The sequence below is a fragment of the Geotalea uraniireducens genome (assembly GCF_027943965.1).
Taxonomy (GTDB): domain Bacteria; phylum Desulfobacterota; class Desulfuromonadia; order Geobacterales; family Geobacteraceae; genus Geobacter; species Geobacter uraniireducens.
Map to the genome: position 1 here is coordinate 650,011 of NZ_AP027151.1, position 24,232 is coordinate 674,242.

At 63.3% G+C, this 24,232-nt stretch carries 21 protein-coding genes; 20 read left to right on the forward strand and 1 reads right to left on the reverse strand.

Translation table 11 applies throughout. The annotated features are described in order from the left end of the window. The first annotated feature begins 52 nt into the window (after positions 1–52). The 20 genes from QMN23_RS03115 (at position 53) to QMN23_RS03210 (ending at position 22,417) form a co-directional block, all read left to right on the forward strand. Positions 53–982, forward strand: a complete 930-nt coding sequence (locus tag QMN23_RS03115) for a DMT family transporter (protein ID WP_282001708.1) — start codon at positions 53–55, stop codon at positions 980–982. 3 nt (positions 983–985) lie between these two features. After that, positions 986–1,369, forward strand: coding sequence for a peptide chain release factor family protein (locus QMN23_RS03120; RefSeq protein WP_282001710.1), 384 nt, complete (start codon positions 986–988; stop codon positions 1,367–1,369). Positions 1,370–1,429: 60 nt separating this feature from the next. Further along, positions 1,430–3,796 carry an endonuclease MutS2 gene (locus tag QMN23_RS03125; RefSeq protein ID WP_282001711.1) on the forward strand — a complete coding sequence of 789 codons (2,367 nt, stop codon included), beginning with the start codon at positions 1,430–1,432 and terminating at the stop codon, positions 3,794–3,796. Positions 3,797–3,813: 17 nt separating this feature from the next. Next, on the forward strand, positions 3,814–4,524 hold the full coding sequence (locus QMN23_RS03130; RefSeq protein ID WP_282001713.1) for a class I SAM-dependent methyltransferase: 711 nt from the start codon (positions 3,814–3,816) through the stop codon (positions 4,522–4,524). Between the two features lie 50 nt (positions 4,525–4,574). Beyond that, entirely contained in the window at positions 4,575–4,874 is a 300-nt protein-coding gene (locus tag QMN23_RS03135) for a hypothetical protein (RefSeq protein WP_282001715.1), read from the forward strand. A 27-nt stretch (positions 4,875–4,901) separates the two neighbouring features. After that, positions 4,902–5,465 (forward strand): cysteine hydrolase family protein, encoded by a 564-nt coding sequence (locus QMN23_RS03140; RefSeq protein ID WP_282001716.1) that lies wholly within the window; start codon positions 4,902–4,904, stop codon positions 5,463–5,465. Next, positions 5,462–5,818 carry a cupin domain-containing protein gene (locus QMN23_RS03145; protein ID WP_282001717.1) on the forward strand — a complete coding sequence of 119 codons (357 nt, stop codon included), beginning with the start codon at positions 5,462–5,464 and terminating at the stop codon, positions 5,816–5,818. The genes QMN23_RS03140 and QMN23_RS03145 overlap by 4 nt, the downstream gene beginning before the upstream one ends. Before the next feature lie 152 nt (positions 5,819–5,970). Beyond that, the gene (locus tag QMN23_RS03150; protein ID WP_282001718.1) at positions 5,971–7,899 is read left to right on the forward strand and encodes a carbon starvation CstA family protein; all 1,929 of its coding nucleotides are present in this window, start codon (positions 5,971–5,973) and stop codon (positions 7,897–7,899) included. Then, positions 7,896–8,378 carry a dihydrofolate reductase gene (locus QMN23_RS03155; RefSeq protein ID WP_282001719.1) on the forward strand — a complete coding sequence of 161 codons (483 nt, stop codon included), beginning with the start codon at positions 7,896–7,898 and terminating at the stop codon, positions 8,376–8,378. The genes QMN23_RS03150 and QMN23_RS03155 overlap by 4 nt, the downstream gene beginning before the upstream one ends. Further along, on the forward strand, positions 8,375–9,538 hold the full coding sequence (locus QMN23_RS03160; protein ID WP_282001720.1) for an HAD-IA family hydrolase: 1,164 nt from the start codon (positions 8,375–8,377) through the stop codon (positions 9,536–9,538). Before QMN23_RS03155 ends, QMN23_RS03160 begins: the two co-directional genes overlap by 4 nt. A gap of 36 nt (positions 9,539–9,574) precedes the next feature. After that, the gene (locus QMN23_RS03165; protein ID WP_282001721.1) at positions 9,575–10,561 is read left to right on the forward strand and encodes a zinc-dependent alcohol dehydrogenase family protein; all 987 of its coding nucleotides are present in this window, start codon (positions 9,575–9,577) and stop codon (positions 10,559–10,561) included. A 248-nt stretch (positions 10,562–10,809) separates the two neighbouring features. Beyond that, positions 10,810–11,253 (forward strand): tetratricopeptide repeat protein, encoded by a 444-nt coding sequence (locus tag QMN23_RS03170; RefSeq protein ID WP_282001722.1) that lies wholly within the window; start codon positions 10,810–10,812, stop codon positions 11,251–11,253. 111 nt (positions 11,254–11,364) lie between these two features. Further along, positions 11,365–12,114, forward strand: coding sequence for a DNA repair protein RecO (gene recO / locus QMN23_RS03175; protein WP_282001723.1), 750 nt, complete (start codon positions 11,365–11,367; stop codon positions 12,112–12,114). A 169-nt stretch (positions 12,115–12,283) separates the two neighbouring features. Next, positions 12,284–13,153: a glycine--tRNA ligase subunit alpha gene (glyQ, locus tag QMN23_RS03180; RefSeq protein WP_282001725.1), complete on the forward strand. Its 870-nt coding sequence runs from the start codon at positions 12,284–12,286 to the stop codon at positions 13,151–13,153. 143 nt (positions 13,154–13,296) lie between these two features. Then, entirely contained in the window at positions 13,297–15,360 is a 2,064-nt protein-coding gene (gene glyS / locus QMN23_RS03185; RefSeq protein WP_282001726.1) for a glycine--tRNA ligase subunit beta, read from the forward strand. Positions 15,361–15,506: 146 nt separating this feature from the next. Beyond that, positions 15,507–18,167 (forward strand): pyruvate, phosphate dikinase, encoded by a 2,661-nt coding sequence (gene ppdK / locus QMN23_RS03190; protein WP_282001727.1) that lies wholly within the window; start codon positions 15,507–15,509, stop codon positions 18,165–18,167. Between the two features lie 189 nt (positions 18,168–18,356). Then, the gene (locus QMN23_RS03195; RefSeq protein WP_282001729.1) at positions 18,357–18,557 is read left to right on the forward strand and encodes a cold-shock protein; all 201 of its coding nucleotides are present in this window, start codon (positions 18,357–18,359) and stop codon (positions 18,555–18,557) included. 109 nt (positions 18,558–18,666) lie between these two features. After that, a complete protein-coding gene (locus QMN23_RS03200) occupies positions 18,667–19,548 on the forward strand; it encodes a B12-binding domain-containing radical SAM protein (protein WP_282001731.1) in 882 nt (293 codons plus the stop codon). A gap of 86 nt (positions 19,549–19,634) precedes the next feature. Continuing rightward, complete coding sequence (locus QMN23_RS03205; RefSeq protein ID WP_282001732.1) at positions 19,635–20,144, forward strand: GNAT family N-acetyltransferase; 510 nt, start codon at positions 19,635–19,637, stop codon at positions 20,142–20,144. A 182-nt stretch (positions 20,145–20,326) separates the two neighbouring features. Continuing rightward, positions 20,327–22,417, forward strand: a complete 2,091-nt coding sequence (locus QMN23_RS03210) for a methyl-accepting chemotaxis protein (protein ID WP_282001733.1) — start codon at positions 20,327–20,329, stop codon at positions 22,415–22,417. A 16-nt stretch (positions 22,418–22,433) separates the two neighbouring features. Here QMN23_RS03210 and QMN23_RS03215 read toward each other — a convergent pair whose 3' ends face one another. After that, positions 22,434–24,140 (reverse strand): methyl-accepting chemotaxis protein, encoded by a 1,707-nt coding sequence (locus QMN23_RS03215; protein WP_282001734.1) that lies wholly within the window; start codon positions 24,138–24,140, stop codon positions 22,434–22,436. Positions 24,141–24,232 lie beyond the last annotated feature (92 nt).

Consider the following 24,232-nt stretch of genomic DNA (forward strand, 5'->3'; position numbering starts at 1 on the left):
TCCGAGCAAACTCCATGTTGACTTCCATGGACGGCCAGTCTTTAATAGGGGGATGCAGACAGCGCGTGATCCGGCAATGATGCTCCAGACGAAGGCGACGGCCATTCTGCTCCTCAGCACGGTGATGTGGGGGGGGAGTTTTCTGTTCAACAAGATCGGACTGCGGGAGATCCCGCCGGTCCAGTTCTTCTTTTTCCGGTTCGCCCTGGCGGCGCTCTTGATGGGCGGACTCTGCCTCCCCCGGCTCCGGCGGCTCGATCTGACAACCGTCAAGCGAGGGGCGCTGGTCGGTGTGGCCCTGACGCTCGTCAACCTGACCTTCGTTTTCGGCGTCTCCGGCACCTCCATTTCCCGGGCCGGCTATCTCAACAACCTCTTTGTCCTGATCATCCCGCTCCTGTCGTTCACCCTCTGGCGGGAACGGGTCGACCGGCTCACCTTTGCCGGCATCCTGCTGGCGCTGGTCGGCGTCTGGGCACTGGCCAGCGGCGGGAACGGCGGTTTCAATCGGGGCGACCTGGTGTCGACGGTCTGCGCCCTGTTCATCGCGATTCACATTCTGACGGTTTCCCGGGTTCTCCGCGACGAGGACCTCTATCTCGTCACCCTGGTACAGTTCGCCACCGTCGCCCTGGCCGGTGGCCTCCTCTGCCTGGCACTGCCGTGGCCGCGCTTCACCGTCGGTGCCACTTCTGTCTGGGCCGTCGTCTATTGCGCCGTCTTCCCGACGGTGGTGGCCTTCACCCTGCAGAACGCCTATCAACGGTACGTCAACCCGACCAAGGCCGGCCTGATCTATACCCTTGACCCGGTCTGGAGCATGTTCTCCGGGATGCTCTTCCTCGACGAACGGCTGACCCCCCGGGAAGGGTTCGGCTGCCTGCTGATCCTGGCGGCAGTGGCGGGGCCGCTGCTGGGACGGCTCGTTGGGCAGAAACGGCGCTCCGTCTACCTGTTCGACAAGGCAAACGGCGAGGTCTGAGCCATGACGGTGCCGGTTTTTGCCGTCAGCGAGGAGAAAAATCGCTGGCTGCGGGAGAAGATGGCCGAGCTGGGGGTGACGGAAGGGGATCTGGAGGAAACGTTCCTCCGTTCTTCCGGCAAGGGGGGGCAGCATGTCAACAAGACCTCCAGCTGCGTCCAGCTCCGCCACCGCCCCACCGGCATCGAAGTAAAATGCATGCGGGAGCGCAGTCAGTCGGTGAACCGTTTCCTGGCCCGGCGCGAGCTTCTGGAGCGACTGGAGCGCTTGCAGCGCGGGGCAACGATCCGCGATGCCAAGGCGGAAAAACTCCGCAAGCAGAAGAGCCGGCGCCGCAAACGGACAGCGGTGAAATACCGGGGAATAAACGATCAGGGGGAAGAGTGACAACGTTCGGGTGCCCTCCCGGCGCTGCACTCCTTCCCGCCATGCCATAAAGGTTAGCTGATGATCAAGCACGAAACCCTGCAAATCCTCGAATACGACAAAGTCCTTACCGTGATTGGCGGACATGCCCACAGCGATGCTACCGGGACGGCGATCGGCCGGTTGGCGCCCTTAGGCGACCGCCCGGCGATCGAAGAACGTTTCGGCCAGGTGGAGGAAATCCGCCAGCTGGGCCGGTTGGGGTTGGCCCTGCCGCTCGCCTCCTTTGCCGACATTACCCCGGTGATGGTGGCGGTCCGTCCCGAAGGGGCGGTGCTCGATCCGACGGAACTGGTGGTCTTCTTTCCGGTACTCCGGATCATGACCGCCCTGGCTCGGCAGTTTGCCTACCGGACCGATATCCCGCTCTTGCAGCGGCTGGCCGGCGAACTGACCGGCTTTCCCGACCTGCTCGATGAGCTGGAGGTGTCGCTCGACAGCGAAGGGAACATCCTCGATTCTGCGTCGCCGCTCCTCTATGATCTGCGGCAGCGCAAGCGGCAGCTGACCGAGCGGATCCGTCGCCGGCTCGCCGAGATCGTCCGCGAAACCGGTGTCGCCCCGTTCCTGCAGGACGATTTCATTACCCAACGGGGGAGCCGCTGGGTGATTCCGGTGCGGATGGATTCCAAGGGGATGGTGCCGGGGGTGGTGCATGACGTCTCCAACTCCGGCGAGACCGCCTTCATGGAGCCGCTGGAGATCATCGGCCTGGCCAACGAGCTGGAGAACCTGGGCGCCGAGGAGAAGGCGGAGATGATCCGGATCGTCCGGACCATCTGCCGGCAGCTCCGGACGGAAGCGGAGGCGCTGGAGGCCCAGTTCGCCACCCTGGTTCAGCTCGATCTCCTCAACAGCGTTGCCGCCTTTGCCGACCAGGTCGACGCCGAACGGCCGGCGATCAACGAAGAGCGGCAAATCCGGCTCCGGGAGGGACGGCATCCGCTATTGATGCTCCTGCAGCGGCAGCGGGGCGGCCGGGAGGTGGTGCCGCTCGACCTGACGCTCGGGAGCGGCGCGGGGGGGGCGGCGGCGGAGGTGATGGTGATCACCGGCCCGAACGCCGGCGGCAAGACCATCGCCCTCAAGACCACCGGGCTGTTGCTGCTGCTGGCCCTCAGCGGGATTCCGGTGCCGGCTGCCGCCACCTCGACCTTTCCGGTGATCGCCGACCTTCTGGTCGATATTGGTGACGAACAATCCATCGAGCAGAGCCTTTCCACCTTTTCAGCCCACGTCTCCAACATCGCCGGGATCCTGGAACGGGCCGACGAGCGGACGGTGGTGCTGCTTGACGAGCTCGGCACCGGTACCGAGCCGGTGCAGGGGGCAGCCATTTCCTGCGCGGTGCTCGACGACCTGCAGCGGCATGGGGCGCTGGTGGCGGCTACCACCCATCTGACCGATATCGTCGGTTTTGTCCACAAACGGCCGGGGATGGTCAACGCCTCGATGGAGTTCGACCGGGAGACCTTCACGCCGCTCTACCGGCTGAAAAGCGGCGAGCCGGGGCAGTCCCACGCCCTGGAGATCGCCCGCCGCTACGGGTTGCCGGAACGGGTGGTCCAGTTTGCCACCGGCATGCTCGGCACCATGGAGACCGAATTCCACGACCTGCTGGCCGAGCTGAAGGAACAGCGCCGGCGGCACGAGGAGGCACTGACCGCTGCCACGGAGCAGCTGCGGGCGGCGGAGGAACGGGAGCGCCGGGCGGTGGCACGGCTGGCCGAGGCGGAGCGGCAGAAGCGGGAGATGGTGGAACAGGCGCTGGTCGAGGCCCGGGAACTCGTCCGCAATGCCCGGCGCGAGGTCAATGCCATCATCGACGAGGCCCGCCGGGAGCGGAGCCGGGAAGCGCGGCGGAAAATCGACGAAACCGAGGAACGGCTGGCGGCGCAGCTGCGGGCGTTCCACCCGGAAGAACAGCTCTCCCTCGAGGCGCTTCGCGAGGGGGACACCGTCTTTGTCCCCGGCCTCGGCTATGACGGCACGGTGATCGCCATCGACCGCAAGGGGGGCCGGCTGCGGGTGCGGGCCGGGATGATGGAACTCGATGTGGCGCTCGGCGACCTGGCGCCGCGGCGGGGGAAAGCCGCCCAGCCCCAGCCGCGCAAAACCGGGCGAACGCTAACGCCGGAGCCGGAACTCCCCCACGAGCTGAAACTGCTCGGCCTGCGGGTGGACGATGCCCTGACCCGCCTGGAACAGTTCCTCAACCGCGCCTCGCTCGAAGGGTACGGCGAGCTGCGGATCGTCCACGGCAAGGGGACCGGAGCGCTGATGCGGGCGGTGCGCGAGCATCTCGACGGCCACCCGCTGGTGCGCGAGTTCCGTCCCGGCGAGCCGTTCGAGGGGGGCGACGGGGCGACAGTGGTAACGTTGCGCTGAGCCAGGGGAGAGAGCCGATGATTCAGGACCCGACCGATCAATACATTGCGACCATTCTTGCCCATGCCGACATCGTCGGGAAAGCCGTCCTCGAAGTCGGCTGCGGCACCGGCCGGATTACTCGCGACCTGGCCCGCTATGCCGCCCGGGTGGTGGCCGTCGACCCGGATGTCGCCGCCCTGGAGTACGCACGGCAGCGGGTGCCGGCCGCCAACGTGACCTTTCGGGCCATTGCCCCCGACTTCGGCGATTTTTTTGCCGTGGCGGGCGAGGAGACCCGATTCGCGGCGGTCCTCTATACCCTGTCGCTGCACCATGTGCCGGTTGCCGAGATGGGCGCCCATCTCCGGACGGTTGCCGGGCTGGTGGCGGACGGCGGAGTGATCGTGGTGGTGGAACCGGGGGCGGGGGGCTCCTTCACCGAGCTCAAGGAGCGGTTCGGCGCCGGCAGCGGCGACGAGCGGCCGGCCCAGGAGGCGGCGATCCGGGCGATGCATGCCCTGGCCGGCTGGACGGTGGGCGAGACCGTCCCGTTCCGCATCCTGTTCCAGTTTGCCGATGCCGATGACGTTCTTGCCGCCAAGCTCCCCGATTTCGCCAAGCGCTCCGCGGCGGTACAGCAGGAGATCCTCGCCTTCCTGGCGCCCCATCGGACGGCGAACGGCATTGTCCTCGATGCCGGTCGCCGGCTCAATGTGCTGCGCCGGGCGCTGGCCGGGGAGCCCTGACGGATTGTCCCGGAAAGGTGCCATTAATTCTTGTCTGGAGGTTGACGACGATGAAACAGGCGCTGTTGCTGCTCGTTGCCCTTGTCTGCCTGGTCCCCTCCCCGCCGGTCGTCCGGGCGGGCGAGGCGCCGACTGGGTCTCCCCCCGGCGAAGGGCGCGTCCTGGCACCCCGGGAAAAAGATCCGGCGGCGGCGCAGTTGCTCCCCCGCGAGGACGTGGCGGCATCCCCCGCCGTCGCGGTGCCGCCCGCCGAACCGGAAAAGGTGAAGCCGCGCGGCTACGGCCAGTACGAAAAGGTCCTCATTTACGACAGCAGCGAGGGGGGGCATGTGGAGACCCTGCCTCGCTGAACCGGTGACACGAGCTGCGGAGGAATCATGAAGCGTGCCTTGTTGGTGATCGACGTGCAGAACGAATATTTCACCGGCGTGCTGCCGGTGGTCTATCCGCCGGGGAGCCTGGCAAACATCCTCGCCGCGATGGATGCGGCGACGGCGGCCGGGATGCCGGTGGTGGTGATCCGCCACGGGGCCGCGGCCCCGGATGCGCCCGCCTTCCGCCGCGGCGGTCCGGCCTGGGAGCTGCATCCGGAAGTGGCGCGGCGCCCTTTCGAACTGCTCCTCGAAAAGAGCCTGCCGGGGAGCTTCACCGCCACGAACCTGGAAGCGTGGCTCCGGGAACGGCAGATCGAAACGGTGGTCATCTGCGGCTACATGACCCAGATGTGCTGCGACACCACCTCCCGCGAGGCGTTCCACCGCGGTTTCACGGTGGAATTCCTCAGCGATGCCACCGGAACCCTCGCCTTCAGCAATAGTGCCGGCTCGGTCACCGCCGAAGAGCTGCACCGGGCGGTGCTCGTCACCCAGCAGCTTCGCTTCGCCACCGTGCTGCCGACCGCCGCCTGGCTCGCCACGGTTGCCGCGGGGGCCGGAAAATGACCATCGACGAACTTTTCCCTGCCGCGGTGCGCCAGCTGCCGCTGGCCGACCTGCCGCTCGCTGGCGCCACCGCCTTCCTTGCCCAGGGAACCGGGGAGCAGATTCTCTTCATGCACTTTGCCGAAGAGACGGAATTGCCGGAACATGCCCATGCCGCACAGTGGGGGATTGTTCTCGAAGGGCGGATCGACCTGGTGATCGACGGGGTACCGCATACCTTCGGCAAGGGCGACCGCTACCTGATTCCTGCCGGGGTGCGCCATTCGGGCACAATTCATGCGGGCTATGCCGATATTACCTTTTTTGCCCAACCGGACCGCTACCGGCCCAGACCGGCCGTTACGGCGGAGTAGCGACAGCCGGGCATGCCATGGTTGCATCTTCGCTGGTGGGTGCGCTATATTGGAAAGCGCTAACCGGTTTGCCGCCCGGGAATGGCGGGCGGCAGCCAATTAATCGGGGGGCGAAGCGGGCGCTGGCCGGTTCCGCCCGGTGAGGTGAAGCCATGGTCGGCAAAGTGGTCTGGCTGGTAATTGCGTGCGTGGCGGCGGTTTCCCTGGCGGTGGTGGCGGGGATCGTCAATCCCGGGGAAAAGGTCAATGCCCTCTGGCTGGTGACCGCGGCCGGCTGCTTCTACTTGGTGGCCTACCGCTTCTACGGCGCCTTTCTCGCCGCCCGGGTGCTGGCCCTCGACCCGGCGCTGAAGACGCCGGCCCGCCGCCTGGCGGACGGCATGGACTTCCATCCCACTAACCGCTGGGTGCTCTTCGGCCACCACTTCGCCGCCATCGCCGGCGCCGGCCCGCTGATCGGCCCGATGCTCGCCGCCCAATTCGGCTATCTCCCCGGCTTCCTCTGGCTCTTGGTCGGTGCCGTGCTGGTCGGGGCGGTCCACGATATGGTGATCCTGGCCGCCTCGGTGCGGCGCAACGGCCGTTCCCTGGCCCGGATCGCCAAGGACGAGATCGGCCCGGTCGGCGGTCTGGCGGCGTCCCTGGCGATCCTCTTCATCCTGATCGTTGCCCTGGCCGGCCTCGGTCTGGCGGTGGTCAACTCCCTCGCCAAGAGTCCCTGGGGGACCTTCACTATCTTCCTCAGCATTCCGATTGCCCTGTTCATGGGTCTCTACCTCTACCGGCTCCGGCCGGGGCGGGTCGGCGAGGTGAGCGCCATCGGCTTCGCCCTGCTGCTCGGGGCGGTCTTTGCCGGCCACTACATCCCCGGCTCCGCCCTCGAACCGTTCTTCAACCTCTCCAAGGGGAGCCTGGTGCTGGCGATGGCCGGCTACGGCCTGGTCGCCTCGATCCTGCCGGTCTGGATGCTCCTCTGTCCCCGGGACTACATCTCCACCTATATGAAGATCGGTACGGTGCTGCTGCTGGCGGTCGGGGTCGTCTGCATGGCGCCGACCATCCAGATGCCGGCGGTGACCCGCTTCGTCGCCGGCGGCGGGCCGATCATCCCCGGCAAGCTGTTTCCCTTCATGTTCATCACCATCGCCTGCGGTGCGGTCTCCGGCTTCCATTCTCTGATTTCGTCGGGAACGACGCCGAAGATGATTACCTCGGAACGGGAAATCCCGATGATCGGGTTCGGCGCCATGCTGGTCGAAGGGTTCGTGGCGGTGATGGCGCTGGTGGCGGCCACCATTCTGGTTCCCGGCGACTATTTCGCCATCAACACCAAGCTTTCTTTCGATGCCGTGACGGCCCTCGGCTTTCCGGTGGAGCGGGTGCGCGAACTCTCGGCCATGGTCGGCACCGACATCGCCGGACGCCCCGGCGGCGCGGTCTCGCTGGCGGTGGGGATGGCCTCCATCCTCTCGGCGATTCCCGGGATGCGGGGGCTGATGCCGTACTGGTACAATTTCGCCCTGATGTTCGAGGCGTTGTTCATCCTGACCACCGTCGATACCGGTACCCGGGTGGCCCGCTTTCTCCTCCAGGAGTTGGGGAGCCGCATCTACAAGCCCCTCGGCCAGCCGCGCTGGCTGCCGGGGATCATTGCCACCAGCCTGGCGGTGGTGGCCGCCTGGGCGTACCTGATCCACTCCGGCAACGTTTCCACCATCTGGCCGATGTTCGGCGTCTCCAACCAGCTGCTGGCGGCGATCGCCCTCGGCATCGGCACCACCATCCTGATCAAGTCCGGCAAGGTCCGCTACGCCTGGACGACCTTCGTGCCGATGGTCTTCATGTACCTGACCACCTTCGCCGCCTCCTGGACCCTGACCGGCTCTTTCCTCGGCAAGGCCGCCCGGGCGGCCACCGCCGGCGAGGCGCTCACCTTCCGGCTCAATGCCGCCCTGGTGGTGGTGATGGCGCTCCTGGCAATCGTTTCGCTCCTCGACATGTTCTACAAGTGGTACGGCTACCTGACCGCCACCCGCCGGATTGTCACCAGCGAAGTCCTGGAGTACGAGGAGGCGGCATGATTGTCTCCCTGATCGCCGCGATGGCGGAAAACCGGGTGATCGGCCGGGACGGCGCCCTGCCGTGGCATCTGCCGGCCGACCTGGCGCGCTTCAAGGCGCTCACCATCGGCCACCCGGTGATCATGGGACGGAAGACTTTCACCGCTATCGGCCGGCCGCTCCCCGGCCGGCTGAACATCGTCCTCAGCCGGCAGCCGACGTTCCGAGCCGCCGGCGTGGTGGTGGCGCGAAGTTTTGCCGAGGCCCTGGCCCTGGCGCCCGGCGCAGCGGAGGTTTTTATCTGCGGCGGCGGCGAACTTTACCGGGAGGCGCTGCCGCTGGCCGAGCGAATCTATCTGACGATCATCCATCGGGCCTATCCGGGCGATACCACTTTTCCCGAGCTGTTCGCCGATTTTGTCGAAACGGACCGCCAGGAAGTACCGGGCGATCCGCCGCTCAGCTGGGTCACCTATCAGCGTGCCGGGAGTGGCGCATGAGCACGCCCTTGCGCCGATTTTCCGTCTTCCTGCTGCCGGCGGCGGCCGACGCCGCCTGGGCCGAGGGGGTGATTCGCGAACTGGCCGGCCGCTACGACCTCCCTTCCTTTGCCCCCCATCTCACCGTCTGTAGCGGCTCCTATACCGACGTTGCCGAACTGCAGCCGCTGATGGATGCCTTGGCGGCCGCCGCGGCGCGGCTGGCGCCGTTCGACTTGGTTATTAACGGTATCGGGACGAGCGCGGAATATTTCCGAAGCCTGTTCATCGAATTTGCCGATTCGCCGGAACTGGCCGGGTTGCATGCCGCGGCGTGGGGAGCCCTGGACCGGCAGCCCGCGGACGAATTCCGCCCTCATTTGAGCCTCCTCTATGCCGAACTGCCGCTGGCGGAGAAACAACAGGCCGCCCGGACCGTTATCCTCGACCGGCAGCGGCTCAGCTTCGACGAATTGCGGATCGTCGTTCCCGATCCCGCCGCCGGCTGGGGCGATCCCCGCCACTGGCAGTCGTTGTTCCATGCCCGACTCGGCCAAACTGCCGGCAGGGTGCGGGCGGTGCTCTTCGATTTTGGCGGCGTGCTGGCCGAAGAGGGGTTTCGGGAGGGGCTCTTTGCGCTGGCCCATCGCCAGGGGCTCGACCCGCTGGCCGTCCACGGCGCTGGGATGGAAGCGATTTACCGTACCGGCTACGTCGTCGGCCGGGGGAGCGAGGCCGAATTCTGGCGGGTGCTGCGGCAGCAGAGCGGCCTGCGGGGGGATGACGCCGCTCTCACTGCCACCATTCTCGACCGGTTCGTGCTCCGCCCCCGGCTGCTGGCGATGGTTCGCTCCCTACGTGCCCAAGGCTACCGGGTCGCCATTCTCAGCGACCAGACCGACTGGCTGGAGGAGCTCGACCGGCGGTTCGGCTTCTATCGCGAGTTTGACCGGGTCTTTTCCAGCTATCGTCTTGGCAAGGGGAAGCGCGATCCGTCGCTATTCGACGAGGTGGTCGGCGAATTGGGGCTAACCCCGAATGAGGTACTCTTTATCGATGATATGCTGGCCAACGTCGTGCGGGCCGAAAGCCGCGGGCTCCGGGGAATCCTCTTTGAGAGCGAAGAGCAGTGTCTGGCGGAGCTGGCGAAACGGTTCGGCCGGCAGCGCGAAGGGGCGTAACGTGTCGGCACTTTGGGAAAGCGGGAGGGATCAGTCATGCGCGCAATGCTCTTCACCGGGGTCGGTCGGCCGCTACAGCTGACCGAGATGCCGATCCCCGAACCGGGACCGGGGCAGCTGTTGTTGAAAGTCCATGCCTGCGGCATCTGCCGCACCGATCTCCATATCATCGACGGTGAACTGACGGAACCGAAACTGCCGCTGATCCCCGGGCACCAGATCGTCGGCTCGGTGGTTGCCGCCGGCCCTGGCGGGGGACGGTTCCAAAGCGGTGCCCGGGTCGGCGTGCCGTGGCTTGGCTCCACCTGCGGCACGTGTCATTACTGTCAGAGCGGTCGGGAGAACCTCTGCGACGTGCCCCGCTTCACCGGCTACCAGATCGATGGCGGCTTTGCCGAGTATACCGTAGCCGACAGCCGGTTCTGCTTCCCGATCCCCGCGGGGTATCCCGATCTCCAGGCGGCGCCGCTGCTCTGTGCCGGCCTGATCGGCTACCGCTCGCTGGTGATGGCGGGCGAGGGGCCGCGGCTCGGCATCTACGGCTTCGGCGCCGCAGCCCACCTGGTCACCCAGGTGGCCCGCTTCCAGGGGCGGGAGGTCTACGCCTTCACCCGGGCCGGCGATGCCGCGGGGCAGGAGTTTGCCCGCCGGATGGGGGCGCGCTGGGCCGGCAGCGCCGAGCAGCGGCCACCGGAGGAGCTCGATGCGGCGATTATCTTCGCTCCGGCCGGCGAGCTGGTGCCGGCCGCCCTGCGGGTGGTGCGCAAAGGGGGGGTGGTGGTCTGCGGCGGGATTCATATGAGCGAAATCCCGGCTTTTTCCTACGACCTTCTCTGGGGTGAGCGTTCCCTTAGGTCGGTGGCCAATCTGACCCGGCAGGATGGCGAGGAATTTCTGGCCTTGGCGCCCCGAATTCCGATCCAGACCGAGGCGACTGCCTATCCTCTGGCGGCGGCCAACGAAGCTTTGGAGGATTTACGGCGCGGCGCGTTCTGCGGCGCGGCGGTTGTTGTCCCGGGTTAGGGGCGGCCCTTGCCCGCCTGCTGCAATTTCCCCATTTTGTCACCGTCAGTTAGCTATTTCACTGAATGGTGATTTCCCCACCGGTATTGCGCCAATTCTGACAAATATAACTATTACCAGTTGTTATGCAGTGGCGATTGTAAACGACACGGCATGCTCGGTCGGTTAAATTGCTGGCTCGATTGTTGAATAGCCGATAGGTAAAATTGGCTCGTCCGATTGCGGAACGTAACAATGTGAGGCGTATCATGTCGGTAACATTGGCAGCGGAATGGTTTGCAAAGGGGCTCGAATCCCTTCGTCATGACCATATTTATCTGGCCCGAACCTGTTTCGAGCATGCAGCAGCGGTTAATCGCAGCCCGGAAATCTGTTCGTATCTGGCCCTCTGCCAGGCGAAGACGCGGGGGAAATTCGGCGATGCCATCGCGCTGGCGCGGGAGGCGATCGCCAACGAACCGGCCAATCCGGTGCATTATCTCAACCTCGGTCAGATTTATCTCCTGGCGGGGATGCGCCAGGAAGCGGTCGATATTTTCCGGGAGGGGCTGCGTCGCCAGCATAATGACGCGATCGTCGGGGAGCTGAACCGGCTCGGCACCCGGAAACCGCCGGTCTTCCGCCGCCTGCACCGCAATCATCCGCTCAACAAGTACATGGGGATTTTCCTGGCGCGGCTCGGCTTGCGCTAGCGCTGGGGAATGAGATTATCGCGAAAGGGCGACCGGATTGCCGGCCGCCCTTTTTGCTGTGCCGGCAATGTCCCGTTGACGGGACGGCTATGCCGGTGCTACCTTCGCGCCATGGACCAGTGCCGTTGTCATGCCATCGTGCTTGCCGTTATGGATTTTCGGGATAATGACCGGATTGTCACGCTCTGTACTCTTCCGCACGGCAAGCTGCGGGGGGTGGCGAAAGGGGCGAAGAAGAGCGTGCGGCGGTTCGGCGGCGCCCTGGAGCCGTTCGCCCATCTGGAGGTCGAGCTGACGCTCAGGGAGGGGTTGTCGTCGCTGCATAGCGCGGATATCGTGACCGTTTTTCCCCATATCCGCGAAGACCTGCTGAAGATCGGCCACGCCGGCTATGCGGTGGAACTGACCGACCGCCTGCTTCCCGAAGCCGCGCCGGTGCCGCGACTGTTCCGTTTGCTGGCCGCCTATCTGGAGTACCTCGACGGTGCCACGGCCTCTCCTTCCGACCGGCGCTTCTTCGAAGTCAATCTGCTCAATATTCTCGGTTACCGGCTGGCCCTCGACCATTGCGGGCGCTGCGGGGTCGACCTCGCCCCGACCGCTGAGCGGCGGATCGGCGCAGCGGGGGCGGTTCACTGTCCGGCCTGCGGCCGGACCGGGCGGATCCTTTCTCCGCCGGCGGTGGCGCTGCTCGAAGGGGCACTCCGCACCGGCCGTTTCGGCGTGGTGAACTTTCCTGCCTCGCTGTTGCCGGAGGTGGCGCCGCTGATTGACGGGGCCATTGCCGCTCATCTTTCGCGTCCGCTCAATTCGCTGACCTTTCTGCGCCAGGTGGACCCCGACCTCGGTCTTTCTGTGTGATATTCCTTGACACCTTGTTGGATACATTGTAAGCTTTTCGACTCTAATTGCGTGTAACTTGGACGCTTTTTCAGTTTGATCAAACCCTGTTTACACAGGATAAAGATATTCTTATGTATGGAATGCCGCCGTGCCGCGCGTGGGGCGCGGCGGATGAGGAGGAGCCGACTTGACCTTTCAAGACCTGATTCTTGCCCTCCAGGGGTACTGGGCCAAACAGGGGTGCGTAATCCAGCAGCCCTACGATACCGAGAAAGGGGCCGGTACCTTCAATCCTGCCACATTCCTCCGCGTCCTCGGTCCCGAGCCGTGGAAGGTTGCCTATGTCGAACCGTCCCGCCGGCCTACCGACGGTCGCTACGGCGATAACCCCAACCGTCTTCAGCATTACTATCAGTTTCAGGTGATCATGAAGCCGTCGCCCCTGAACATCCTCGACCTGTACCTCGATTCGTTGCGGGCATTCGGCATCGATCCCGCCAAGCACGACATCCGCTTTGTCGAGGATGACTGGGAATCGCCGACCCTCGGTGCCTGGGGGCTCGGTTGGGAAGTCTGGCTCGACGGCATGGAGATTACCCAGTTCACCTACTTCCAGCAGGCGGGCGGCATCGACCTCAAGCCGGTCTCTTCCGAAATTACCTACGGCTGCGAACGGATCGCCATGTATCTCCAGGGGGTCGACAATGTCTACGACCTGGAGTGGGTCAAGGGGGTCAGCTACGGCGACATCCACCACCGCTCCGAGGTCGAGTTCTCCACCTACAACTTCGAAGAAGCCGATGTGGCGATGCTGCTCCAGCTCTTCCAGATGTACGAGCGGGAATGCATCCGGCTGGTGGAGCGGGAGCTGGTTCTCCCCGCCTACGATTACGTGATGAAGTGTTCCCATACGTTCAACCTTCTCGATGCCCGGGGCGCCATCTCGGTAACCGAACGCGCCTCCTATATCGGCCGGGTCCGGAATGTCGCCCGGCTCTGTGCCGAGGGGTATCTGAAGCTGCGCGAGAAGCTTGGGTTTCCGCTGTTGAAAAAATGATCCGACTCCAACGGTGAGCTGACCGGAGTTGATCCCCTTCCGTTCTGCCGGGACTCCGCACCGCTAGGTGCCGTGGTTGGCCGTGGCAGACGGAGCAGAGTGGGGCGGCCGCTTTCCCGTTGCTCCCGAAAGGAAGCTGCTACATGAGCAAGGAACTGTTTCTCGAAATAGGCACCGAAGAAATCCCCGCCGGATTTCTCCCCAAGGCGATGGCCGATCTGGAGGCCCTGGCCAGGAAAGAGCTGGAACAGGTCCGCCTGACCTTCGGCGAGATAAAGACCTTGGCCACACCGCGGCGCTTGGCCCTGGTGATCCGGGGACTGCCGGCGGTCCAGCCCGATGCCGAAATCACCGCCCTCGGTCCGGCGAAGAACATCGCCTTCGATGGGACGGGCAAGCCGACCAAGGCGGCTGAAGGGTTTGCCCGCGGCCAGGGGGTCGACGTGGCGACCCTGACATTGGTGACCACCGAGAAAGGCGAATACGTCGCGGCGGTCAAGAAGGAGAGTGGCCGGCCGGTTCCCGATCTGCTCGTCGAGCTGCTGCCGCGGCTGCTTGCCGCCATCCCCTTCCGCAAATCGATGCGCTGGGGCGACCTCGATACCCGCTTCGCCCGACCGATCCACTGGATCGTCGCCCTCTTCGACGGGGTGATCGTCCCCTTCACCTTCGGCAATATCGAGAGCGGCTCTGTCTCCCGCGGCCACCGGTTCATGGCCAACCAGGCCTTCCCGGTCAGCAACTTCGCCCATTACCTCGAAGAGTGCGAGCGCCATTTCGTCATCCCCGATCCGGAGCATCGGCAGGAGATCATCCGCCGGGAGATCCACCGGGTGGCCAAGAGCGTCGGCGGGCATCTGCTGCCGGACGAGGGGCTGCTCGACGAGGTGACCTTCCTGGTGGAATATCCCAGCGTCGTTCACGGGACCTTTTCGCCCGAATTCCTCCAGGTGCCGCGAGAGGTGCTGATCACCTCGATGCGCAGCCATCAGCGGTACTTCTCGGTGGTCGATGGTAACGGTGCGCTGCTGCCGATCTTTATTACCATCAACAATACCTTGACCGAGGATCCGTCGGTAGTGGTGAAGGGGAATGAACGGGTGCTGCGGGCGCGGCTGTCCGACGCGCGCTTCTTCTACGACGAAGACCGGAAGGTCCGGCTGGAGAGCCGGGTCGAGGCGCTGAAAAGCGTCGTCTACCAGCAGAAGCTCGGTACCTCCTACGAGAAGATGGAGCGCTTCAAGACCCTCGCCGAGGGGCTGGCGGCGCAACTCTGCCCGGCGGTTGGGGAGAAAGTGGCCCGGGCCGCGTTCCTCTGTAAGGCGGACCTGGTCAGCGGCATGGTTGGCGAGTTTCCCGAGGTGCAGGGGGTCATGGGACGCGAGTACGCTCTTTTGGACGGTGAAGACCGGGAGGTTGCCATCGCCATTGCCGAGCACTACCTGCCGACCCAGGCCGGCGGCGAACTGCCGGCTTCGGATATCGGTGCCTGTGTTTCCCTTGCCGACAAGCTCGATACCATCTGCGGTTGCTTCGGCGTCGGCCTGATTCCCTCCGGCTCCGCTGACCCGTACGCCCTGCGCCGCTCCGCCCTCGGGATCATCAATATCATTCTCGACAAGGGGTATCGCCTGTCGCTCGATGCGTTGGTGACCCGCTCGCTTGATCTTCTGGCGGCCAAGCTGACCCGGCCGGTTGCCGAGGTCAAGGCCGACGTGCTGGAGTTCTTCCACGGTCGTTTCGTCAACCTGATGGGTGATCGTTTCGCTTCGGACGCGGTGGATGCCGTGGTCAGCGCCGGTTACGACGATCTGGTCGATTCCGCCGCCCGAATCGCTGCCCTGTCCGAGTTCAAGGGCCGGCCCGATTTCGAGTCGCTGGCCGTGGCCTTCAAGCGGGTCTGCAACATTGTCAAGGAAGGTGTGGCGCAGCCGGTCGACGCCGCGCTCTTCCAGGAACCGGCCGAAGGCGCGCTTCAGCAGGCCTTCCTGGCGGTACGGGGCGACGTCGAGGCCCGGGCCGCTGCCGGCGACTACCTGGCGGCCCTGACCGGCATCGCCACCCTCAAGGGGGCGGTCGACGACTTCTTCGACCAGGTGATGGTCATGGCCGAGGATGAACGGGTGCGAACCAACCGGCTCAGCCTGCTGACAGCGATCAGCAGGTTATTCGGGGCGATCGCCGATTTCGCGAAACTAGCCGCTTAGCCGAAAGGCAAGCGGCTTTTTTCTTGTTTTACTCTCGCTAAATGGTCGTTGAATAACGATAAATTATATTTAATCTAGCTGAACGCGTTTGAGTATCAATAAACGGCGGACCGGGAAACGGCCCGTCAAAACAGAGGAGGAGTGCAATGGCTGCAAAGTACGTGTATTTCTTCGGTAATGGCCAGGCCGAAGGGAAGGCGGAGATGAAGAACCTTCTGGGTGGCAAAGGGGCCAACCTGGCCGAGATGACCAGCATCGGCCTGCCGGTCCCGCCGGGCTTTACCATCACCACGGAGGTCTGTACCGAGTTCTACAAGAACAACCGTTCCTATCCGGCCGGGTTGCGGGGGGAAGTGGAAAAGAACCTGCAGCAGGTGGAAGCGTTGATGGGCCGGACCTTCGGCGACGCCAAGAACCCGCTGCTCGTCTCGGTTCGTTCCGGCGCTCGCGCCTCCATGCCGGGGATGATGGATACCATCCTCAACCTGGGGCTCAACGATACCACCGTCCAGGGGATCATTGCCCAGAGCGGTGACGAGCGCTTTGCCTACGATGCCTACCGGCGCTTCGTCCAGATGTACTCCGACGTCGTCATGGGGATGGACAAGGATCTGCTGGAGCATCTGCTCGAGCAGAAAAAGGAAGAAAAGAAGGTTCACCTCGACACCGACCTGACGGCCGCCGACTGGCGGGAACTGGTCGGCAAATTCAAGGCGAAGATCAAGGAGTCGCTCGGCAAGGAGTTCCCGGAAGATCCCCAGGAGCAGCTCTGGGGCGCGATTGGCGCCGTCTTCGGCTCCTGGATGAATCCGCGCGCCATTACCTACCGTCGGCTGAATAACATCCCGGCCGAATGGGGGACGGCGGTCAACGTCCAGTCGATGGTTTTCGGCAACATGGGGAATGACTGTGCCACCGGTGTTGCCTTCACCCGCGACCCGTCGACCGGCGAGAACTATTTCTATGGCGAGTACTTGGTCAACGCCCAGGGCGAGGACGTGGTGGCCGGTATTCGCACCCCGCAGCCGATCAATCGGGCCAACGGTAAGGACTCCACACTGCCGTCCATGGAAGAGGTGCTTCCCGAGTGCTACCAGCAGCTGGTGCAGATTCGCGGCATCCTGGAAAAGCATTATCGGGACATGCAGGATATCGAGTTCACCATCGAGAAGGGGAAACTCTTCATGCTGCAGACCCGGAACGGCAAGCGGACCGCCAAGGCGGCGATCAAGATCGCCGTCGACATGGTGAACGAGGGGCTGATCGATGAAAAGACTGCCGTGCTGCGAGTCTCCCCGTCGCAGCTCGACCAGCTGCTCCACCCGTCACTCGATCCGAAGGCCAAGAAAACGATCATCGCCAAGGGGTTGCCGGCTTCGCCGGGGGCGGCCAGCGGCGAGGTGGTCTTTACTGCCGATGAGGCGGAAGCTGCGGCGCGGCTCGGCCTGAAGGTGGTCCTGGTCCGGATCGAGACCTCACCGGAAGATATCCATGGCATGCATGCCGCCCAAGGGATTCTCACCGCCCGCGGCGGCATGACCTCCCATGCGGCGGTGGTTGCCCGCGGCATGGGCAAGTGCTGCGTTGCCGGCTGCGGCGATATCAAGGTCGATTATGCCGCCAACCAGTTCGTCGCGGCGACCGGTCAGGTGGTCAAGAAAGGGGACGTGATCACCCTTGACGGCGCCACCGGCGAGGTGATGCTCGGCGAGGTGCAGACCGTGCCGCCCCAGCTGACCGGTGACTTCGGCACCCTGATGGGGTGGGTTGACCGCTACCGCAAGCTAAAAGTCCGGACCAATGCCGATACCCCTCACGACTCGAAAGTGGCCCGGGAATTCGGCGCCGAGGGGATCGGCCTCTGCCGGACCGAGCATATGTTCTTCGAGGCCGACCGGATTGCCGCCGTGCGGGAGATGATCCTGGCCGACGACGTCGAAGGGCGCAAGAAGGCGCTGGCGAAGATCCTGCCGATGCAGAAAGGGGACTTCCTTGGCATTTTCCGCGAGATGAAGGACCTGCCGGTCACCATCCGGCTTCTCGACCCGCCGCTGCACGAATTCCTCCCCCAGGAAGAGAAGGATATCGAGGCGCTGGCCAAGACCATGGGGGTGACGCCACAAACCCTCAAGAACAAGGTGGAATACCTGCACGAGTTCAACCCGATGCTCGGCCACCGCGGCTGCCGCCTCGGTCTGACGTTCCCGGAAATCTACGACATGCAGGTCCAGGCGATCATGGAAGCAGCCTGCGAACTGACGAAGAACGAAGGATTTTCGATCGTTCCCGAAATCATGATCCCGCTGGTCGGCGTGGTCTCAGAACTGGCCCGGCTCCGGGAAAACGCTATCCGGGTCTGCGACGAAGTGATCGAGCGCTACGGCGTCAAGCTCGACTACCTGATCGGGACGATGATCGAGCTGCCGCGGGCGGCGCTGACCGCTGACGAGATTGCCACCCAGGCGGAGTTCTTCTCCTTTGGTACCAACGACCTGACCCAGACCACCTTCGGTCTTTCCCGCGATGATGCCGGCAAGTTCCTGCCGTTCTACGTCGAGAGTGGCCTGCTGGAGGAAGATCCCTTCGTCTCCCTCGATCAGCAGGGGGTCGGCCTGCTGGTGAAGATGGCGGTAGAAAAGGGGCGGGCCACCCGGCCGAACATCAAGCTCGGCATCTGCGGTGAGCATGGCGGCGATCCGTCGTCGGTCATCTTCTGTCACTCGATCGGGCTCGACTATGTCTCCTGTTCGCCATTCCGGGTGCCGATCGCCCGGCTGGCTGCGGCTCACGCCGCTCTGGAGGGGTAATCTCTCAGGCGCTGAAAGGGGCGGGGAAGCGGGAAACCGCTTCCCCGTTTCCCGTTTATCAGGAAAATATCGGCTTGACACGTTTCACTAATTGGTGCTACATAGCGTGCAATTTCTCTCATTTTTGATCTTCGGGCAGCGATTGTGCCCCATATTGCCTCGGCAAAGCGTCACAGGAGGAAAGAAGTAATGGCAAACGGTGTAGTGAAATGGTTCAATGACAGCAAGGGGTATGGCTTTATCGAGCAGGACAACGGTGACGACGTGTTCGTCCATTTTTCCTCGATCCAAGGGGACGGCTTCAAATCCCTGGCCGAAGGTCAGGCGGTAAGCTTCGATATTGTGCAAGGGGCCAAAGGACTTCAGGCGGCCAACGTCGTCCGGAAATAATCTGACCTCTAATCGGAAGAAGATGAAAAGCCCCGGAATTTCCGGGGCTTTTTTGCTGTCGGCCGTTCCCGGCAGGCCGGTCGGTGCAGGGTGCGGCAGCGGTGCCACTATGCTCCAGTACGTTGAACCGGTCTTCCGCCCGCCGAGCGAGGCCCGGAGCCTTATCCTTCAGATCACCGTCGGCTGTTCGCACAACCGTTGCGCCTTCTGCGGCATGTACAAGATGAAGCGCTTCCGGTTGAAGCCGCTGGCCGAAATCTTTGCCGAGCTCGCCGGGCTTCCGCCCCGCTGGTGCGTGACGGTCGACCGGGTTTTCCTTGCTGACGGCGATGCCCTGGTCTATCCCTTCGCCGAACTCTGCCTGATCCTCGACCGGCTGGCCGCGTATTTTCCTGCCCTGACCCGGGTCGGTTCCTATGCCTCGCCGAACAGTCTGACGACCAAGGGCCCCGAGCAACTCGCGCTGTTGCGCGAGAAGAAGTTGCGGATCCTGTACCTCGGTCTCGAATCGGGCGACGAGCGGACGCTGGCGGCGATCGGCAAAGGCTTTACTGCCGGGGAACTTGCTGGGGAAGCGCTTAAAGCCCGCCAGGCGGGAATGAAGCTCTCGGTTACCGCCATCCTCGGCCTGGCCGGCCGGTCGCGGAGTCTGGAGCATGCCCGGGCAACGGCGGCGTGGGTGAGCCGGGTCGCGCCGGAGTATTTCTCTTTGCTGACATTGTTCCAGCGGCATAACGAGCAGTTTATCGGTTCTCTCGAACAATGCACCCGTCGCCAGCTGCTTATGGAGGCCCGCGAACTGTTGACAGCACTCAATCCGGTCAGAACGATCCTCCGCTCGAATCACGTTTCCAACTTTCTCTCCCTGGCAGGAAATTATCCCCGGGATCGACAGCGGCTGATCCAGCAGGTCGACCAAACCCTAGCTGCCATGGAGCGGCTCCCCGGCTACCTCGATAGCATACCCGGCTATGAAGAGGCATATTACTGATTCGCCGCGCCACCCGTCTTCCCTCGTCCGCGGCGTGCCGCGGGAGGGAAAACTGCGGCTTTGGCGGATGTCCTGGAGGTAGCGTTATGTGCACGGCAGATTTAACCATTCGGGAAGCGACCGGCGACGACGCTGCACTGCTCCTTGCCCTGATTTGCGAACTGGCGGCATACGAGAATTTGGCCCATGCGGTGGTTGCCACTGAGGAGCAGTTGCGACACTGGCTCTTCGGCGAACGGCCGGCCGCCGAGGTTCTGATCGCCGAGCTGGCCGGCGAACCAGTGGCGTTTGCTCTCTTTTTTCCGTCATTTTCCACCTTCCTTGGCCGCCCTGGCATCTATCTGGAAGACCTGTTCGTCCGGGAGGCGTGGCGTGGCCGGGGTATTGGCAAGTCGTTGCTGGCCCGGCTTGCCTATCTCGCCGTGGAGCGGGGTTGTGGCAGGCTTGAATGGTCGGTCCTCGACTGGAATCGTCCGGCGATTGATTTCTACCGTGCCCTGGGAGCGCAACCGCTGGACGATTGGACCGTCTTCCGGCTGACCGGCGAACAGTTGGCCACCCTGGCTGCTTCAGCAGCCACCGCTCTCGTCCCTTGATAGAGCGTTCGGCGGTCGACGCCGGCAATGCCGCGTCCCGTTTCCCTCCTCGTTTTTCCCGCTGATTGCCCCTGGTGTGAATACTAGATAATCAAACATTTTTTGAATAATTCGGTTAAAGCCTGGCTTGAATTTGCCGATACTTCATACATGGCATTTACTTCGTGTGGAGGCATGTCTTCATGGCTAGGCGGAAACTGGCGATAAAGGTCCTCGGGATTATCGGTATAACGTTGTTTTTGGGGTTTGCCCTGCTCGGCGGCGTCTCCATCTGGTTGGAGCATTCGGCGCTCCTCGGCCTTGAGACGCGGAATACCCGCGATCTGGCCACCATTATCGAGCGGGACATCGGCGACGTGATGATGAAGGGGGAAATGTCGGAAGTCGCGCGTTACATCGGTGACCGGCGCGGCAAAGGCGGAATCCTCGATCTGCGGACCTTCAATGCCGAGGGGAAGTCTGCCGCCGACAATAACGGCAGCGCCGAGCCGGCAGCCCTGGAGGCGCTGAAGACGGGGCGTACCGTTGAACAGCGGCGGAGCATCGACGGCAAACGGGCATTGACTTTCATTATCCCGATGGCCAACGAAGAGCGTTGCACCCAGTGTCATGACAAGACGAGCCGCTATACCGGGGCGCTGCTCCTGACCACCTCGCTCGAAGAAGGGTATGACGGCGCTCGGCAGCTGACCGTGGCGCTGGCTGCGGTCGGCGTTGTCTGCTTCTTTATCGTACTGGCGGCAATGTATGTCTTTTTCAAGCGGACACTGGTCAGAAATATTGCCGACATCTCGCAGAGCATCCAGGTGATTGCCCATGGCGAAGGGGATCTGACTTCCCGCTTGCCGGTCCGGAGCGACGATGAACTCGGCGAACTGGCGGAAGGGGTAAATCTGCTGATCGCCAAACTCTGTGAAATCATGTCCAGCCTCTATCACCAGGCCGGCCATATCGCCCTGGCCGCCTGCCGGACGATCAAGGAGACCGAGCAATTGGTCAATTCCACCGCCAGCCAGAAGGAGCTGTCTGTTTCAATGGCGGTGGCGTCGGAACAGATGGCGGCGACGTTGAACGATGTAGCGGCGACCACCCAGAAGGCTGCCCAGGTGTCGGGGCAGGTGGACGAGGCGGCGGGGAGCGGGATGACCGTCGTTCAGGAGACCTCCCAGAGCATGGACTTGATTCGCCATGGCGTTATGGCGACTCTGGAGACCATGGGTAAGCTGGAACGATCGTCGGATCAGATCGGCGAGATCGTCGGCATGATCGAAGACGTTGCCGACCAGACCAATCTGCTGGCGCTGAATGCGGCCATCGAAGCGGCTCGGGCCGGGGATGCCGGCCGCGGCTTCGCCGTCGTTGCCAACGAGGTCAAGGTATTGTCGGAGCGGACGGCGGCATCGACCAGGCAGATTGCCACCCTGGTCGGCAGTATCCAGCAGGAGATCCGGGAGGTGATGTCGGCGGTTGCGGGGGAAAAGGATCGTGTCGACGAGGGGGTGGCCCGATCGGCGGTTGCCCTGGAGCGTCTCGGCCAGATCATGCAGCTGGCGGCCACTTCGAACGATATGATCAGTCAGATTGCCACGGCTACCGAAGAGCAGAGTGCCACGACCGCCGAGATATCGGAAAAAATACACCATGTCTCGGGAACTGCCGAGGTGGTGAACGGTAAAATGGAGCAGACGGCGGGAATTTTTCGGGAGCTGTCGGAAACGGCGGAGAAAATCTACGCGACGGTTGGCCGGTTCAGCGTCGGCAATTACCATGATACCATCAAACGGTACGCGACGGAGTTGCGGACCCGGGTGACGGCAACCCTGGAACGGCAGGTAGCGGACCGTCGGCTGACGGTTGATCAGCTGTTCAGCCGCGATTACCGACCGATTCCGAATACCGATCCGCAAAAATACAGTACCCCCTTCGACCGGTTGTTTGATGAACTGATCCTGCCTTTCCAGGAAGAGATCATCGGCCAGGATGCCGGGATCTACTACGCCATCTGCGTCGACGAACGTGGCTACTGCCCGAGCCATAACCTCCGTTATTCGCAGCCGTTAACCGGCAACCCGGCGGTTGATCGGGAACGGAACCGCACCAAGCGGATCTTTAACGATCACACCGGTATCCGCTGTGCCACCAATAGCGAGAATTTCCTACTTCAGACCTATTTGCGGGATACGGGGGAAGTGATGAACGACCTGTCGACGCCGATCCGTATTGCCGGTCGGCATTGGGGTGCGGTGCGGATCGGCTATCGGGCGGACGACTGAGCCGTCCGCCGCGAGGCTAGACCCGGAAGCCGCCCATGGCAGCGGATAGTGCGTCCGTCTGGTGGGCCAGCCCGGCGACTGCCTCGCCCATGATGTGGGTGGTTTCCAGATTGCTTTCGGTGGTGTTCTCCATGTTTTCTACTGCCTGGATGATCTTGGTGCTGCTTTCCGTTTGCACCTGGCAGGCTTGACGGATATTGGAGATCATAGTAGTGATCCCTTCGGACGATTTGACGATGATCGTGCTGGTAGTCCGCTGCTCGTGGGTCGAGGCGAACACCTGGCCGGTCAGGTCTTTCATTCGGGCGACGGCGCCCATGATCATCTCGGTGCCGTTAGCCTGTTCGTTGGTTGCCCTGACGATTTGCTCGACCATTTCCGCCACCCGCTCCATGGCCTGGCGCATATGTTCGCTTCCCTGGGCCTGTTCGACGGTTGTCCGGGCGATTTCGCCCGCCTGGGAGGTGGCCATCTTGACACCGTCGACGATCTTGTGCAGCGCCTCGCCCGAGCGGTAGGAGAGCTGCTCGCCTTCACTGATCCGTTTTTCCGCTTGCCGAATCGCCTTGACCGCCAGCTCGGTCTCCTCCCGCAAACCCATGATGATAGTGCCGATTTCGCCGGTAGAGCTGGTTGTTCTCCTGGCCAGTTCCTTGATCTCGTTGGCTACCACCGCGAATCCCTTGCCGTGTTCCCCTGCCTGGGCAGCAATGATCGAGGCGTTGAGTGCCAGCAGCTTGGTCTGTTCGGCAATGTCGTTAATTACCGAAACAATGGTATTGATATCTCCTACCCGGTGGGAAAGGGTCTCGATGGTTTCGGCCACGGAGTGGGAGGAACGACGAATTTCGTCGATGCCGGAAATCGTGCTCTCCACCGATTCGCGACCGAGTTCGGCATCCCGTAACACTTCCTCGGAGATGGCGGCGGTTTCGAGGGCACTCTTTTCGATCTGCTTGATGGCAATATCCATGTCGGCAACCAGTGAAGCGGTCCTGGCCGAGTCGCCACGCAGCGTACCGACGCTGCGGCCGATCTCCTTTTCCGCCGTCGCCATCTGGACGATTGACGAACTTACATCCTCGACGGCCCGGGCTAACGCTTCCATATGCTCGGCCACCTCTTCAATGCTGGCCGACATCTGGATAATCGAGGCGGCGTTTTCCGAAGCGGTACGGGAAAGACTTTCCACCGCCTCGGCCACTTCGTTGACCGACCGGTCGATATCCCGCATCCCATCGGTAGTCCCTTGAACGGCTTGTGCCTGGATTCTGGCGGTGGCAACCCCTTTGTCGGCCACATCCTGGACGGTGGCAGCGATGGAGCGCAGCTCGTCGACCGAACCTTTCACTTTGTTCACTGCCCCGGCCAGCCGGACAAACATGGCGTTGAGGTTGTCGGTCAGGTGTCCCAGCTCATCTTCCGAGCTGCTTTCGATGGTGACGGTCAGGTCTCCCTCCGCGCCGCGGTCCATGGCGTTCGCCAGCGTATTGACTCGGGTGACCAGCTTTCTGGAAGCCAGCATCCAGAGTACGAAGAGAAACAGGGCGGCATTGAGGAACTGGGCACCGGTTATGACCCCGAGGTAGCCACGGGCCGTTGGCTCGGTACCGATCACGGTGCCGAGCATGGCGCTGCAAAAGCCGCCAATGGCAGCGATGCCGGTTCCAATGATCAGGGATACCCGGATGAGTTTCGAACCCAGTCCCAAATTTTTAGCCATTATCTTCTCCTTGAATGGATTGTCGTAGCAGCGAAGTCAGACAAGGGATAATCGGTGAAACGTCGTGACGAATGCAAAGGGCATACCCTCAA

Coding starts and splice junctions, on each gene's coding strand:
- QMN23_RS03115 (WP_282001708.1), top strand. CDS start 53: ATGCAGACAGCGCGTGATCCGGCAATGATGCTCCAGACGAAGGCGACG.
- QMN23_RS03120 (WP_282001710.1), top strand. CDS start 986: ATGACGGTGCCGGTTTTTGCCGTCAGCGAGGAGAAAAATCGCTGGCTG.
- QMN23_RS03125 (WP_282001711.1), top strand. CDS start 1,430: ATGATCAAGCACGAAACCCTGCAAATCCTCGAATACGACAAAGTCCTT.
- QMN23_RS03130 (WP_282001713.1), top strand. CDS start 3,814: ATGATTCAGGACCCGACCGATCAATACATTGCGACCATTCTTGCCCAT.
- QMN23_RS03135 (WP_282001715.1), top strand. CDS start 4,575: ATGAAACAGGCGCTGTTGCTGCTCGTTGCCCTTGTCTGCCTGGTCCCC.
- QMN23_RS03140 (WP_282001716.1), top strand. CDS start 4,902: ATGAAGCGTGCCTTGTTGGTGATCGACGTGCAGAACGAATATTTCACC.
- QMN23_RS03145 (WP_282001717.1), top strand. CDS start 5,462: ATGACCATCGACGAACTTTTCCCTGCCGCGGTGCGCCAGCTGCCGCTG.
- QMN23_RS03150 (WP_282001718.1), top strand. CDS start 5,971: ATGGTCGGCAAAGTGGTCTGGCTGGTAATTGCGTGCGTGGCGGCGGTT.
- QMN23_RS03155 (WP_282001719.1), top strand. CDS start 7,896: ATGATTGTCTCCCTGATCGCCGCGATGGCGGAAAACCGGGTGATCGGC.
- QMN23_RS03160 (WP_282001720.1), top strand. CDS start 8,375: ATGAGCACGCCCTTGCGCCGATTTTCCGTCTTCCTGCTGCCGGCGGCG.
- QMN23_RS03165 (WP_282001721.1), top strand. CDS start 9,575: ATGCGCGCAATGCTCTTCACCGGGGTCGGTCGGCCGCTACAGCTGACC.
- QMN23_RS03170 (WP_282001722.1), top strand. CDS start 10,810: ATGTCGGTAACATTGGCAGCGGAATGGTTTGCAAAGGGGCTCGAATCC.
- recO (WP_282001723.1), top strand. CDS start 11,365: ATGGACCAGTGCCGTTGTCATGCCATCGTGCTTGCCGTTATGGATTTT.
- glyS (WP_282001726.1), top strand. CDS start 13,297: ATGAGCAAGGAACTGTTTCTCGAAATAGGCACCGAAGAAATCCCCGCC.
- ppdK (WP_282001727.1), top strand. CDS start 15,507: ATGGCTGCAAAGTACGTGTATTTCTTCGGTAATGGCCAGGCCGAAGGG.
- QMN23_RS03195 (WP_282001729.1), top strand. CDS start 18,357: ATGGCAAACGGTGTAGTGAAATGGTTCAATGACAGCAAGGGGTATGGC.
- QMN23_RS03200 (WP_282001731.1), top strand. CDS start 18,667: ATGCTCCAGTACGTTGAACCGGTCTTCCGCCCGCCGAGCGAGGCCCGG.
- QMN23_RS03205 (WP_282001732.1), top strand. CDS start 19,635: ATGTGCACGGCAGATTTAACCATTCGGGAAGCGACCGGCGACGACGCT.
- QMN23_RS03210 (WP_282001733.1), top strand. CDS start 20,327: ATGGCTAGGCGGAAACTGGCGATAAAGGTCCTCGGGATTATCGGTATA.
- QMN23_RS03215 (WP_282001734.1), bottom strand. CDS start 24,140: ATGGCTAAAAATTTGGGACTGGGTTCGAAACTCATCCGGGTATCCCTG.